Origin of the sequence: Scandinavium sp. (genome assembly GCF_032012665.1) — a bacterium.
GTDB lineage: Bacteria > Pseudomonadota > Gammaproteobacteria > Enterobacterales > Enterobacteriaceae > Scandinavium.
Genome location: NZ_DALZVG010000004.1, coordinates 76,805 through 91,465 on the forward strand (window position 1 = coordinate 76,805; position 14,661 = coordinate 91,465).

The 14,661-nt window shown below is 56.5% G+C and carries 10 protein-coding genes and 2 other RNA genes; 5 read left to right on the plus strand and 7 right to left on the minus strand.

The window, feature by feature from the left end; translation table 11 throughout:
- Window positions 1–20 precede the first annotated feature (20 nt).
- Both RTU33_RS05215 and RTU33_RS05220 read left to right on the plus strand, forming a co-directional pair.
- A non-coding RNA gene (locus RTU33_RS05215) (RtT sRNA) lies at window positions 21–152 on the plus strand.
- A gap of 43 nt (window positions 153–195) precedes the next feature.
- Window positions 196–327: non-coding RNA, RtT sRNA (locus RTU33_RS05220), on the plus strand.
- Between the two features lie 173 nt (window positions 328–500).
- Here RTU33_RS05220 and RTU33_RS05225 read toward each other — a convergent pair.
- Window positions 501–944, minus strand: a complete 444-nt coding sequence (locus RTU33_RS05225) for an Lrp/AsnC family transcriptional regulator (protein ID WP_312625789.1) — start codon at window positions 942–944, stop codon at window positions 501–503.
- Between the two features lie 107 nt (window positions 945–1,051).
- Between RTU33_RS05225 and RTU33_RS05230 the strand changes: the two genes are divergently transcribed.
- Window positions 1,052–1,948: a DMT family transporter gene (locus tag RTU33_RS05230; protein WP_312625790.1), complete on the plus strand. Its 897-nt coding sequence runs from the start codon at window positions 1,052–1,054 to the stop codon at window positions 1,946–1,948.
- On the opposite strand, the gene narI is transcribed toward RTU33_RS05230, so the two are convergent.
- The 5 genes from narI to RTU33_RS05255 form a co-directional block, all read right to left on the minus strand.
- Window positions 1,949–2,626, minus strand: a complete 678-nt coding sequence (gene narI, locus RTU33_RS05235) for a respiratory nitrate reductase subunit gamma (RefSeq protein ID WP_312625791.1) — start codon at window positions 2,624–2,626, stop codon at window positions 1,949–1,951. It lies immediately after the preceding gene.
- The gene (gene narJ, locus RTU33_RS05240; RefSeq protein ID WP_312625792.1) at window positions 2,626–3,336 is read right to left on the minus strand and encodes a nitrate reductase molybdenum cofactor assembly chaperone; all 711 of its coding nucleotides are present in this window, start codon (window positions 3,334–3,336) and stop codon (window positions 2,626–2,628) included. The genes narI and narJ overlap by 1 nt, the downstream gene beginning before the upstream one ends.
- Window positions 3,333–4,868: a nitrate reductase subunit beta gene (gene narH / locus RTU33_RS05245; RefSeq protein ID WP_312625793.1), complete on the minus strand. Its 1,536-nt coding sequence runs from the start codon at window positions 4,866–4,868 to the stop codon at window positions 3,333–3,335. Before narH ends, narJ begins: the two co-directional genes overlap by 4 nt.
- A complete protein-coding gene (locus RTU33_RS05250) occupies window positions 4,865–8,608 on the minus strand; it encodes a nitrate reductase subunit alpha (RefSeq protein WP_312625794.1) in 3,744 nt (1,247 codons plus the stop codon). The genes narH and RTU33_RS05250 overlap by 4 nt, the downstream gene beginning before the upstream one ends.
- Window positions 8,609–8,984: 376 nt before the next feature.
- Window positions 8,985–10,376, minus strand: coding sequence for a NarK family nitrate/nitrite MFS transporter (locus tag RTU33_RS05255; protein WP_312625795.1), 1,392 nt, complete (start codon window positions 10,374–10,376; stop codon window positions 8,985–8,987).
- Window positions 10,377–10,687: 311 nt separating this feature from the next.
- Here RTU33_RS05255 and narX point away from each other — a divergent pair, with 311 nt between their 5' ends.
- Together narX and narL are read left to right on the plus strand one after the other, a co-directional pair.
- The gene (narX, locus tag RTU33_RS05260) at window positions 10,688–12,484 is read left to right on the plus strand and encodes a nitrate/nitrite two-component system sensor histidine kinase NarX (protein ID WP_312625797.1); all 1,797 of its coding nucleotides are present in this window, start codon (window positions 10,688–10,690) and stop codon (window positions 12,482–12,484) included.
- Entirely contained in the window at window positions 12,477–13,127 is a 651-nt protein-coding gene (narL, locus tag RTU33_RS05265; protein WP_312625798.1) for a two-component system response regulator NarL, read from the plus strand. Before narX ends, narL begins: the two co-directional genes overlap by 8 nt.
- Here narL and RTU33_RS05270 read toward each other — a convergent pair.
- Window positions 13,124–14,527 carry a YchO/YchP family invasin gene (locus RTU33_RS05270; RefSeq protein WP_409438222.1) on the minus strand — a complete coding sequence of 468 codons (1,404 nt, stop codon included), beginning with the start codon at window positions 14,525–14,527 and terminating at the stop codon, window positions 13,124–13,126. The two genes, narL and RTU33_RS05270, sit on opposite strands and share 4 nt — an antisense overlap.
- Window positions 14,528–14,661: the final 134 nt, after the last annotated feature.

The window sequence follows — 14,661 nt, forward strand, 5'->3', positions numbered from 1 at the left end:
ATCTCAAACGCCAAAGCTAATTTTTCTCCGTACGGGGAAGGATGAGAAGCTTCGACCAAGGTTCGATTCGAACGCAGTGAGAAAGCGTTGCCTCAGGCAACGACCCGAAGGGTGAGTCGCTTTCGCGACGAGTTATCCTTCCCCCGCCACCATCCTGCATTAAGCATCCAGTTCAATCTCAAACGCCAAAGCTAATTTTTCTCCGTACGGGGAAGGATGAGAAGCTTCGATTAAGGTTCGATTCGAACGCAGTGAGAAAGCGTTGCCGCAGGCCACGACCCGAAGGGTGAGTCGCTTTCGCGACGAGTCATCCTTCCCCCGCCACCCTCTCCTTATAAAGCCTCTCAGCTAACTCAATGCCTGGAATCACTTAGCATTCCGTAGCGAGAAGGATTTTTCACGCCATACTTTCCCGGTGGCACTCCGTTTTACCGGCTACAAATACGTACTGTCACCGTAGGCACGGTAAGGCGAAGCCGCCACCGGGCGGAAATCAGCCCTTAAACCCCAGGCAACCGCCGCCCAACAGGCGAACTCTTCACAATCGACGTATTGGACTGCGCCAGCTCTGAGAGTCCATCAAGCAGCGTGTCCAACTGAGCGATATCCTTCACGACCAGCCTGGCCACAAAGCAGTCCTCCCCGGTTACCTTGTCGCATTCAATGCATTGCGTCATCGCCTGGAGATATCTCTCCACTTTGAGCAGCGCGCCAGGTAGCGGTTTGACCCGGACCAGCGCCTGCAAGGTATAGCCCAGCGCGGCCAGGTTCACTTTGGCGCTGTATCCCTCAATGACGCCCCGCTCTTCCAGACGCTTGAGCCGCTCAGCGGTACTTGGTGACGTCAGCCCGACGTGGGCACTCAACACTTTCAGCGATACCCGGGCATCTTTCGTCAGACAGGCAATAATTGCCCGGTCGATATCATCGATAAGGAAATCCATCGTATTGGCCTTATTTAAAAAAGAAAAAACTCACTTTTACCTTATATCAAATCTGTAACCGCAGGAGCGGATTTCACACAATAATGCCATCAACTGTGGAGGCGTCTATGTGTGAACGTAATACAGGTATCTGGCAAATGAGCCTGGCAATGCTTATCTCGGGGTCAATTGGCGTTTTTGTGTTGCTCTCAGGCCTGCCCGTGATCGACGTGGTGTTCTGGCGATGTGCCGTTGGTGCCGTCGCCCTTCTGCTCTTTATTATCCTCAGCAGGCAACCCTTCAGCCGTTTAACCCGTAAAACCTTGCTTCTGGCGATCGCTGGCGGCATCGCGCTTGTGATTAACTGGCTGCTGCTGTTTGCCGCCTACGGGCAAATTTCCATCGGCATGTCGACCGTGGTCTACAACACCCAACCGTTTATGCTGGTGCTGATGGGAATGGCTTTCGGTGAACGGGTCGCGCTGGTGAAATGGGGTTGGCTGGTGCTGGCGTTTGTGGGCGTCGTGGTTCTGCTGTCGAGCGAACTCACCCACCACAACGCCCATCTCTTTACCGGCATTATGCTGGCGCTCGGCGCCGCATTCTTCTATGCCCTGACGGCGATGATTGCCCGTCGGCTTCATCCGCTTCCGCCGCAGCATATCGCGTTGATTCAGGTTCTGACGGGAGTTGTCATGCTGCTACCGCTCGCCCACTTTACCCACCTTTCTGTAGCCTCCCCCTGGGGAATCCTGTTGACGCTTGGGATCGTGCATACGGGCATTATGTATCAGCTGTTGTACAGCGCCATTCAGAAGCTGCCCACGCCCATTATTGGCTCGCTCTCTTTTATTTACCCACTGGTGGCGATTGCGGTTGATGCAGCGGTGTTCGGCCACACGCTGAATGCGGTGCAGATGTTCGGGGGAATACTCATTCTGCTGGCGGCGGCGGGCAATAATCTGGGCTGGGGCACAAAGAAAAAGGCCCCGCATTCGCAGGGCCTTGAACAGAAAGCGCGTTGATCAGCGACGGGCGCGAACAATCTGGTATTTGCGTGTCAGGTACTCTACTGGCACGCTCCAGATATGCACCAGGCGCGAGAACGGGAACAGCAGGAACAGCGTCATCCCCAGCACCAGGTGCATACGGAAGATAAACGCTACGCCGTCCAGGTGAGCCGATGCGCCGCCGTGGAAGGTCACCACGGATTGCGCCCAACCTACCAGCTTCATCATTTCGCTGCCGTCCATATGCTGAGCGGAGAAAGGAATCGTCAGCAGACCGAGCAGGCACTGAATCACCAGTACGGACATGACCAGAATGTCTGCCCCGGTGGTGGTTGCCCGCACGCGCGGATTGAACAGACGGCGCTTCAGCAGCAATACGCCGCCGACCAGGCATATAACGCCAGCGGCACCGCCGCCAAACATCGCCATCTTCTGCTTCACTTCCAGCGGCAGCCAGGCCTCATACATCCAGTGCGGAGTCAGCATCCCGAAGGCATGACCGGCAATCACACCGAGGATCCCAAGGTGGAACAGATTTGAGGCCAGATTCATTCCTTTTTTGTCGAGCATCTGGCTCGATCCCGCACGCCAGCTGTACTGCCCGTAATCGTAACGCAACCAGCTTCCGACCAGGAATACGGTCCCGGCGATATACGGATAAATGTCAAAGAAGAACATATTCAGGAAGTGCATTAGCGCTCTCCTCCAGTAGAGATATCCAGATACTGCGGTGCAACCGCGCCCGCAAAGCGACGCTGATGGGCGGTGATGTCTGAATCCGCACATCCCTGGTCGGCGAAGAATTTCACCTGCTCTTCTTCCCAGACCGCATCCAGCGCCTGCGGCGTATCATCACGGGCTTCGTCAGCAATTTGTTCCGCCATCTTCCTGCTGTCCACTTCCGTGCTGGCAAGCTTAAGCAGCACATCAAACAGCACAGCATAATGGCTTTCGCGCTGCTCCAGTCGTGCCTTCAGCAGTGCCAGAATCGGAGCGATATCCTGCAGGCCGCCAATCGCGTCTTCGCGCGGTAACTGAGCCAGATACTCCAGATAGAGCGGCAGGTGATCCGGCAGCTCGCGGCTGTCGAGTTCTAACCCATGCTGAGAATACTGAGCCATCAGGTCGACCATTGCCTGGCCACGATCGCGGGATTCACCGTGCACGTGTTCGAACAGCAGCAGAGAAGTCGCGCGGCCACGATCGAACAGCTCGCTGTAGGCGGCCTGCACGTCGAGCAGATCTTTTTGCATCAGGTCGCGAACGAACACGCACAGCGATTGGGCATCTTCCTTCGCCAGCACGTCAGACTCTGCCAGCGCCTCATTAAGCTCCTGCTGATGCTGCCACAGGGCAGCATCCGGGTATTCCAGCAGGCGGGAGACAATCATCAGTTCTTTCATGACCGACGCTCCGTTTTGCTGGTCACATCGATGGCATCGATACGACGGCTGTTGAAGAGGTTGTACGAGCTATCGGAGCCGTGGCAACCGTCGCCGAAGCTAAAGCCGCAGCCGCTTTTCTCAGGGAATGCATCGCGGGCCAGCTCACGATGGCTGCTCGGTACCACAAAGCGATCTTCGTAGTTAGCGATCGCCAGATAACGGTACATTTCCTGCGCCTGCGCTTCCGTCAGACCGACTTCTTCCAGCGCAGAGGTGTCGTTCACGCCGTCAACGGCTTCAGCACGCTTGTAGTGACGCATCGCCAGCATACGCTTCAGGGCGCGCAGCACCGGCGCGGTGTCGCCCGCAGTCAGCATATTCGCCAGGTACTGCACAGGAATGCGCAGGCTGTCGACGTCCGGCAGAATGCCGTTGCTGCCAATCTCACCCGCGTCTGCCGCGGACTGAATTGGCGACAGAGGCGGCACGTACCAGACCATTGGCAGAGTACGGTATTCCGGGTGCAGCGGCAGAGCGAGCTTCCAGTCCATCGCCATTTTGTACACCGGCGACTGCTGGGCGGCGTCGATAACGCTCTGTGGAATGCCCTGTTTGAGCGCTTCTTCAATCACTTTTGGATCGTTCGGATCGAGGAATACGTCCAACTGACGCTGATAGAGATCTTTCTCGCTCTCGGTGCTCGCTGCCTGCTCAATCGCGTCTGCGTCATACAGCAGCACGCCGAGGTAGCGGATACGCCCCACGCAGGTTTCGGAGCAGACGGTCGGCTGACCGGCTTCGATACGCGGATAGCAGAAGATGCACTTCTCAGATTTACCGCTCTTCCAGTTGAAGTAGATCTTCTTGTACGGGCAGCCGGTGATGCACATACGCCAGCCGCGGCACTTGTCCTGGTCGATCAGCACGATGCCGTCTTCTTCACGCTTGTAAATCGCACCGCTCGGGCAGGTCGCTACACACGCCGGGTTCAGGCAGTGTTCGCACAGGCGCGGCATGTACATCATGAAGGTGTTTTCGAACTGGCCGTACATCTCCTTCTGGATGTTCTCGAAGTTTTTATCACGGGAGAGCTTTTCAAATTCGCCGCCCAGATCGTCTTCCCAGTTCGGGCCCGCGGTGATTTTGTCCATACGCTGGCCGGTAATCAGCGAGCGAGGACGGGCAATCGGCTGATGCTTGCTCTCGCCTGCTTTGTGCAGCGTCTGGTAGTCGAAATCAAACGGCTCGTAGTAGTCATCGATGCCCGGCAGATGCGGGTTGGCGAAAATTTTCCCCAGCAGCAGCGCTTTGTTACCCATGCGCGGCACCAGTTTGCCGTTGATTTTACGGATCCAGCCGCCTTTCCATTTCTCCTGGTTTTCCCAGTCGTTCGGGAAACCGAGGCCCGGCTTGGTTTCGACGTTATTGAACCACGCGTATTCTACGCCTTCGCGGCTGGTCCAGACGTTTTTACAGGTGACTGAACAGGTATGACAGCCGATGCATTTGTCGAGATTCAGCACCATGCCGACTTGTGAACGAATCTTCATTTTACGCTCTCCTGTACCTGGTCATTACCTTCACCGTCTAACCAGTCAATGTTCTTCATCTTACGTACCACTACGAACTCATCACGGTTAGAGCCGACGGTGCCGTAGTAGTTAAAGCCGTACGCCAGCTGCGCATAGCCGCCAATCATATGGGTAGGTTTCGGCGTAATACGCGTGACGGAGTTATGAATACCGCCGCGCTGCTGAGTAATTTCAGAGCCAGGCAGGTTCACGATACGTTCCTGCGCGTGATACATCATGGTCATCCCGGCCGGTACACGCTGGCTCACTACCGCACGTGCGGTCAGCGCGCCGTTGCTGTTAAACACTTCGATCCAGTCGTTATCTTCGATACCCAGGTCTTTAGCATCCGCCTCGCTCATCCAGACGATCGGACCGCCGCGCCCCAGGGTCAGCATCAGCAGGTTATCGCTGTAGGTGGAGTGGATGCCCCATTTCTGGTGCGGCGTCAGGAAGTTCAGCGCCTTTTCAGGGTTGCCGTTGGACTTCTGACCCATGACCTCTTTCACCGAACGCGTATCAATTGGCGGACGATAAACCAGCAGGCTCTCACCAAAATCACGCATCCACTGGTGATCCTGATACAGAGACTGACGACCTGACAGAGTACGCCATGGGATCAGCTCATGAACGTTGGTGTAGCAGGCGTTATAAGAGACATGCTCATCTTCCAGGCCCGACCAGGTTGGGCTGGAGATAATTTTGCGCGGCTGAGCCTGAATATCGCGGAAGCGAATTTTCTCTTCCTCTTTATTCACCGCCAGATGCGTAAGGTCGCGCCCGGTAAACTCGCTCAGCGCCGCCCACGCTTTCACCGCCACCTGACCGTTCGTTTCCGGCGCCAGAGTCAGGATCATCTCGGCGGCATCGATTGCCGTATTCAGCATTGGCTGGCCTTTGGCCGGGCCTTCCGCTTTGGTGTAATTAAGCTTGCGCAGCAGATCCATTTCGCTCTGGGTGTTCCAGGCGATGCCCTTGCCGCCGTTACCGATTTTTTCCATCAGCGGGCCGATGGAGGTAAAACGCTCATACGTCGCCGGATAGTCGCGCTCGACGGTCATAATGTGCGGCGCGGTTTTCCCTGGGATCAGGTCGCATTCGCCTTTCTTCCAGTCTTTCACGTCCAGCGGCTGGGCCAGCTCTGCCGCGGAGTCGTGCTGAATTGGCAGCGTAACGACGTCAGTTTCTTTGCCCAGATGACCTACGCAGACTTCGGAGAATTTCTTCGCGATCGCTTTGTAGATTTCCCAGTCGCTTTTTGATTCCCAGGCTGGATCAACGGCCGCAGACAGTGGATGAATAAACGGATGCATATCCGAGGTATTCATATCGTCTTTTTCATACCAGGTCGCGGTCGGCAGTACGATGTCGGAGAACAGGCAGGTGCTCGACAGACGGAAGTCCAGCGTCACCACCAGATCCAGTTTGCCGTCGAGGCCGTTGTCCACCCATTCCACTTCTTCTGGCTTCATGCCGCCCTGCACGCCCAGGTCTTTGCCCTGAATGCCGTGTTCGGTACCCAGCAGGTACTTCAGCATGTATTCATGACCTTTACCGGAGGAGCCCAGCAGGTTTGAACGCCAGATAAACATGTTGCGCGGGTGGTTTTTACCGTTGTCCGGACGCTCGGAGGCGAAATGCATCGAGCCCTCTTTCAGGGATTTCACGGTGAAATCGACCGGAGACATGCCCGCTTTTTCCGCTTCCGCTTTGATGGTCAGCGGGTTGGTGCCGAGCTGCGGCGCAGACGGCAGCCAGCCCATACGCTCCGCACGCACGTTGAAGTCGAGCAGATGGCCGCTGTAGCGGGATTTATCCGCCATCGGTGACAGCAGCTCCTGCGCGGTTACGGTTTCGTAACGCCACTGGCTTGAGTGGTTATAGAAATAGGAGGTGCTGTTCATGTGACGAGGCGGACGGTTCCAGTCCAGCGCAAACGCCAGCGGAGTCCAGCCGGTCTGCGGACGCAGCTTTTCCTGGCCCACGTAGTGCGCCCAGCCGCCGCCGCTCTGTCCAACGCAGCCGCAGAAGATCAGCATATTGATGATCCCGCGATAGTTCATATCGAGGTGATACCAGTGGTTCAGACCGGCACCAACGATGATCATCGAACGACCGTGCGTTTTATCAGCGTTATCCGCAAATTCGCGCGCGGTACGAATGATCTGCGCACGGGATACACCGGTGATTTTTTCTGCCCAGGCTGGCGTGTAAGCTTTCACATCGTCGTAGCTGGTGGCGCAGTTATCATCACCGAGGCCGCGATCCAGACCGTAGTTCGCCATAGTCAGATCGTAAACGGTGGTCACCAGCTGAGTGGTGCCATCAGCCATCTGAATACGTTTTACCGGCAGCTTATGCAGCAGGATGTTTTCCAGCTCGACGCTGGCAAAGTGCTCGGTGCCATCGCCGCCGAAGTACGGGAAGCCCACTTCGGCAATCTCGTCGTGGCTGCCAAGCATGGAGAGACGCAGCTGAACTTCTTCGCCGCTTTTGCCATCACGCTGCTCGAGGTTCCATTTGCCTTTGTCGCCCCAGCGGAAGCCGATGGAGCCGTTTGGTACGGTCATTTCGCCGTTGTCATTAAAGGCAACGGTTTTCCATTCAGGGTTCTGTTCCTGGCCCAGACCGTCAACGAGGTCAGAGGCTCGGAGCATACGGCCTGCGGCGTAGAAACCCTCACGCTCTTCCAGCGCCACCAGCATCGGCATATCAGTGTAGCGACGCACGTAGTCGGTAAAGTACTGGCTTGGTTTATCGAGGTGGAATTCACGCAGCATGACGTGGCCCATCGCCAGCGCCATCGCGGCATCGGTACCCTGCTTCGGCGCCAGCCACAGATCGCACAGCTTGGCGATTTCGGCATAGTCCGGCGTCACCGCAACGGTTTTAGTACCTTTGTAGCGAACTTCAGTGAAGAAGTGGGCATCCGGCGTACGGGTCTGCGGGACGTTCGAGCCCCAGGCAATGATGTACGAGGAGTTGTACCAGTCAGCAGATTCCGGCACGTCGGTCTGCTCGCCCCACGTCTGCGGAGAAGCAGGCGGCAGGTCACAGTACCAGTCGTAGAAGCTCAGGCAGGTGCCACCAAGCAGGGAAAGGTAACGCGCGCCTGCGGCGTAAGACACCATCGACATCGCCGGAATTGGCGAGAAGCCCGCGACGCGGTCAGGACCGTAGGTTTTGACGGTATAGACGTTAGACGCGGCAATCAGCTCGTTCACTTCCTGCCAGGAGGAGCGAACGAATCCGCCGCGGCCGCGCGCCTGTTTGAAGCTTTTCGCTTTATCGGCATCTTCAATGATGGATGCCCAGGCGTTAACTGGATCCGGGTGTTGTACTTTTGCCTCACGCCACATTTTCATCAGGCGTTTGCGCATCAGCGGATATTTCAGACGGTTGGCGCTGTAGAGATACCAGGAGTAGCTCGCTCCACGCGGACAGCCGCGAGGCTCGTGATTTGGCAGGTCTGGGCGAGTGCGCGGATAGTCGGTCTGCTGGGTTTCCCAGGTTACCAGGCCGTTTTTGACGTAGATTTTCCAGCTGCATGACCCGGTGCAGTTTACACCGTGGGTGGAGCGTACCACCTTGTCATGCTGCCAGCGCTGGCGGTATCCATCTTCCCAGTCCCGGTTAGTTTCCAGAAGCTGACCGTGCCCATCGGCAAAAGTTTCGCCCTTCTGCTTGAAGTAGCGAAACCGGTCCAGAAATTTGCTCATCGGGTTTCTCCTGTTTGGAGCCTGTTGGCTCTCTGATAAATCGACATTGCAACAATTGCGGCGAAGGTAACCCTCTGAAAGAGGTTGAGAATTGATGGCGATCAAGGCGGGCCGGAATGCAAAAGTGCGCAAAGCCAGGAGATACCCATAAAGTATTAGTGAATTTTATTTTTTATCTATCTGTTTTTAAATGGTTTTTATCAATATGCATTCAAAAGCACTGAGCTTCAGCAGGGTGATAGTTATTAAGTGGTATTAGGGAGTGAGACGACGGGAAGGATGGCTGACATGAATCAACAAAAGCAGCGGAGCCCGGTGCGCTCAACGCAAAAAAAAGGGCGCAATCTCTCGCGCCCTGATAATCAAAAAGTCAGACTTATTTTTTTGTTTTACGCCCGTATACCGCCCAGGTGATGACCACACAGGCAATATAGAACACGAGGAAAATTTTCATTGCGCCAGCCGGAGAGCCAGTCATATCCAGCGAGATACCGAAAGATTTCGGGATAAAGAAGCCGCCGACGGCGCCAATAGCGGAGATAAAGCCCAGTGCCGCTGCGGTATCCGTTGCCGCTTCACGCAGCGCATGCTCTTCGCTGCCGCCCTGCGCTTTCACACGATCCATGGTCAACTTACGGAAAATGACGGAGATCATCTGGAAGGTGGATGCGCTTCCCAGACCGGCCGTCACGAACAGGCCCATGAAGACCGTGAAGAACGCCACGAAGTTACCGCCCTGGCCGTTGGTTGGCAGCGTCAGGAACAGCAGTGCCGTGAAGATGGCCATCGCAATAAAGTTAATCAGCGTCACGCGGGTTCCGCCCAGGCGGTCAGAAATGCCGCCGCCAAGAGAACGCGCCAGCGCGCCGACAAACGGTCCGAAGAAGGCAAAGTGCAGAATGTTCACATTCGGGAACTGGGTTTTGGACAGCATCGCAAACCCGGCAGAGAAACCAATGAACGAGCCGAAAGTCGCCAGATAAAGCACCGCCATGATCCACAGATGGCCGCGCTTAAGCACCGGCAGCTGCTCGCTGAGGGACGCTTTAGACGCAGACAGGTCGTTCATACCGAACCAGGCCGCGAGGGTGAAGACGATCAGGAACGGAACCCAAATCCATGCTGCGTTTTCAAGGAAAAGCGTTGAGCCGTTCGGCTGTGCAACGCCGTTACCACCAAAAATAGCGAAGATGGACATGCCGACGACCAGCGGCGCTACGAGCTGCATTACGCTCACGCCCATGTTGCCGAGGCCACCGTTAACACCGAGCGCACCACCCTGCTTCTCTTTCGGGAAGAAGAAGCTGATGTTTGCCATGCTGGAGGCAAAGTTAGCGCCTGCGAAACCGCACAGCAGCGAGATGATCATGAAGACGCTAAACGGGGTGGTCGGATCCTGTACGGCAAAGCCCAGCCACACGCAAGGCACAATCATGATCCCTGTGCTGAATGCCGTCCAACGGCGACCGCCAAAGATAGGCACCATAAACGCGTAAGGTACACGTAGCAGCGCGCCGGAAAGGCCTGGCAGCGCGGTCAGCATAAACAGCTGATCGGTTGAGAAGTTGAAACCGACTTTATTGAGGTTTACCGCAACGGCACTGAACAACATCCAGACGCAGAACGCGAGAAGCAAACAGGGGACGGAAATCCACAGGTTACGGCTGGCTACGCGGTGACCGCGAGTTTGCCAGAAGGCCGGGTCTTCAGGGCGCCAGTCAGTAATGACGGCGCCTTTATCCTTTTCCGAAGCGGAAGTGTGACTCATATAAACCTCTAATGATGGTGTGATATGCAGCCACATTAGGGTTTACGCGCCAGGGTAAGTTGATATAAATCAAAGGAAAATGGAACATATTCCGGCCTGAAAAATCGACCTCATCCTTAATGAGTACGTATAATCAATTAAAAAACTGTGGTTTTTCACGCTGCTTTTGCATGTCTAACCCCTTCCCACTGAGTTCCTGCCACTCCCGGCAATTAAGAGGTAATCCTTTATAGGTATGGGTATACTCCAGGTGATATCCGAGAATAAGCCACACGCCCGGATGGTATCCCCGGTCAGGAGCCCTGCTGCCGATGTTCAAACGTCTTTTTACCCCGCTGACGCTGGTCAATCAACTGGCGCTTATCGTTTTGCTGTCCACCGCGATTGGCGTGACGGGCATGGCGATCTCTGCCCGCCTGGTTCATGGCGTACAGGGCAGCGCCCATGCCATCAATAAGGCAGGCTCCCTGCGTATGCAGAGCTATCGCCTGCTGGCGGCCATTCCGCTGCATGACGCCGACCAGAAGCTGTTCGATGAGATGAACCGGACGGTCACCAGCCCGGAGCTGATTGAATCCGCCCGCCGCGATGGCCAGCAGCATCAGCTCGTGGCCCTGCAGCGCTACTGGCAGGCCGAGCTGGCCCCGAGCATGAAGCGAGCCAGCAGCCAGCAGCAGGTGGCCGGTGAAGTCGCAAGCTTTGTAAACCGCATCGACATGCTGGTCACCGCGTTTGACCATACCACTGAAAAGCGTATTCAGCACGTAGTGTGGGTACACCGGATGATGGCGCTGTGCATGGCGCTGCTATTAATCTTTACCATCGTCTGGCTGCGCGCACGTCTGCTGCACCCGTGGGAACAGCTGTTGCGCATGGCGCGTGCCGTCAGCCAGCGTGATTTTACCCAACGCGCCAGAATCAGCGGCCGTAACGAAATGGCAACGCTCGGCATGGCGCTGAATAACATGTCGAAAGAGCTGGCGGAAAGCTACGCCGTGCTGGAGCAGCGGGTACAGGAAAAAACCGCGAATCTCGAGCATAAAAACGAAATTCTCGCCTTCCTCTGGCAGGCCAACCGCCGCCTTCACTCTCAGGCACCGCTGTGCGAACGCATCTCCCCGGTACTCAATGGCCTTCAGGGCCTGACGCTGCTGCGCGATATCGAAGTGCGGGTCTACGATATGGAAGATGAAGAAAACCATCAGGAGTTTAGCTGTCATTCAGAAATCGACTGCGATGACAAAGGCTGCTATCTCTGCCCGCGCAATCTTCCCTCCCTGCCCGGCGGCGGCATGACGCTGAAATGGCGGCTGACCGATGCGCATAATCAGTACGGTATCCTGCTTGCCACTCTGCCCGCAGGTCGCCACCTGAGCCACGATCAGCAGCAGTTGGTTGACACATTGGTTGAACAGCTGACCGCAACGCTTGCCCTCGACAGGCAGCAAGAACGACAGCACCAGCTTATCGTCATGGAGGAGCGTGCCACTATCGCCCGCGAGCTCCATGACTCGATAGCCCAGTCGCTCTCCTGCATGAAGATGCAGGTCAGTTGCCTGCAAATGCAGGGGGATGAGCTGCCGGATGAAAGCCGCCAGCTGCTGAGCCAAATACGCAATGAGCTGAACACATCGTGGGCTCAGCTGCGGGAGTTGCTGACTACGTTCCGACTACAGTTAACCGAGCCGGGCCTGCGCCCTGCCCTTGAAGCAAGCTGCGAAGAGTACAGCGCCCGTTTCGGCTTCCCGGTGCAGCTCGACTACCAGTTACCGCCCCGCTTTGTGCCTTCGCATCAGGCCATTCATGCCCTACAGATTGCCCGCGAGGCTCTGAGCAATGCGCTCAAGCACGCCGAAGCCACCGCCGTCACCGTATCGGTGGCGCAGCATGACAACCAGGTGCGCCTGGTCGTAGCCGATAATGGCCGCGGCGTGCCGGACCAGGCCGAACGGCAAAATCATTACGGCTTAATCATCATGCGCGACCGCGCGCAGAGTCTACGCGGCGACTGCCAGGTCAGACGTCGGGAATCCGGAGGCACCGAAGTTGTCGTCTCTTTCATTCCTGAAAAGCCGCGTCCACAACCCCAAGGAGACACCCATGAGTAATCAGGAACGCGCCACCATCCTGTTAATTGACGATCACCCCATGCTGCGCACCGGCGTCAAGCAGCTGATCAGCATGGCGCCCGATCTTCTGGTGGTCGGCGAGGCCAGCAACGGCGAACAGGGCATCGAGCTTGCAGAGTCCCTCGACCCGGATCTGGTGCTGCTCGATCTGAATATGCCCGGTATGAACGGTCTTGAAACCCTCGACAAACTGCGTGAGAAATCGCTTTCTGGCCGCGTGGTCGTGTTCAGCGTATCCAACCATGAAGAAGATGTGGTGACCGCTCTTAAGCGCGGCGCGGATGGCTACCTGTTGAAAGATATGGAACCGGAAGATTTGCTGAAGGCGCTGCATCAGGCCGCCGCGGGCGAAATGGTACTGAGCGAAGCGCTGACCCCGGTGCTTGCCGCCAGCCTGCGCGCCAACCGTGCAACGTCAGACAGGGACATCAACCAGTTGACGCCACGCGAGCGCGACATCCTGAAGCTGATTGCTCAGGGTCTGCCGAACAAAATGATCGCCCGTCGCCTTGATATCACCGAGAGTACGGTCAAAGTGCACGTGAAGCATATGCTGAAAAAGATGAAGCTTAAATCCCGCGTTGAAGCGGCGGTGTGGGTACATCAGGAACGCATTTTCTAAGGCACCAGCAGCGAATCTGACGTCGCCGCAGGGAACGTGACCAGCGGCTCCGTCAGCGCCAACGTAATCGTATTCGACGACACGCGTTGCCCCTTTTCATCCTCCACCACCACCGACAAGCGCCAGCGATTCTGCGCGCCATCGCTGTAATCCCAGGCAGGCATAATTACCGTCCAGCCGTCGGTGCTGTTGCTGTTTTCCGGCCGGGTCAGGCTCAGCTTCTGACTGTCACCCTGCCAGCTCACCGACTTAATGCGGTATCGACTCCGCACCTGCAGCTTCAGCGCCACGCTTTCTCCGGGCTGAAGATCCCATGGCGGCGTAGCAAGAAATACGCTCAGGGTTTTACGTTGACGGTATTCCACAACGGGTAAATCACTGCGTTCCGGGCTGTCGTAGCGGCTGCCACGCAGCGAGGTAAAGGCCGCCACTTCGCTGGCCTCAAGCTGCTTCTTCAGCGGTACGCCAAAACGATAGTTGAGCTTCATACCGAGGTTATTCTGGCTGACGCCGCTTTCCCCCTGCTTGTGTTCTGCAGAAAACGTCATCAACGGCACCGGGGTATAAGCCAGCCCGAGCGAGACAGCCAGCGGATTGTGATAGCCGGTGCCTGAATGGAACAGGTCGACGCTGTCGCCGTAGTACTGCTCAAAGCTGACGCTGGTGTTGAGATAACGGTAAAACGGCAGGCGCGCCTGGGCGGTGAGATCGTAGCCGCGCGCCATCCGGCTCTCCATCGTGTCGCTGTCGTCCCGCCAGTTGCTGAACGGCTGATAGTAATTCGCAGACAGGCGCAAGTATTGGCCCCAGGCTTCCGCGCCCAGGCCGCCGCGCTGAAGGTTGTCACCGGGCTGCACGTCATAAAAGGTGTTATAGCCCAGCCGCCAGTCACCGGCAATCCAGCGTTGTCCAAGGCCGAGACTGCTGACAAGTCCATCATCCTGCTGAGTGACGCCCACCTGGCTCCAGGTCAGGTAGCGGCTGTTGTCCTCAAGCGGAACAAACCAGCTGCCGTGACTGCCGGTGAACTTTCCTTCACCATTTACCCGCAGATCGGCGGAAGCATTGCCCCAGGGCGAGAGCCACGCATCGAGCTGTTGATTCACTTCATCATTAAGCTGATGGCTGAGTTTTTCGATGGCAAACAGACGCGCCTGGTCGCTGGCATCCAGCCCGTTATCCTGCATGCTGGCTTCGCCAAAGGCTTTCATCATTTCGGCGAGGTGCTTTTCACCCTCGTCATTATCCGTGACAATGCCGAGAGTCGGCAGCGTCTCCGGGGTTGTGTCAAAAGGATTTTTGGCCTGTTCGACAAAGTTCTGGCGGGCACCTGAAGCACCTCCTGCGACAGGCAAGAGTAAACAGAACAGCAGTTCAGGACGTGACAACAAAGACTTCAAAACGCAGCCGGGTTCCTTAAAAATCAGCAATCTCCTGTAATTTTAACGGTTTTCACCCTGCCTTTCAGCACCAGGGTAATTTTCAGGAAGATCCTTAAGCATCAGCTACAGTTAAACCACCCGCCCTGCATGAG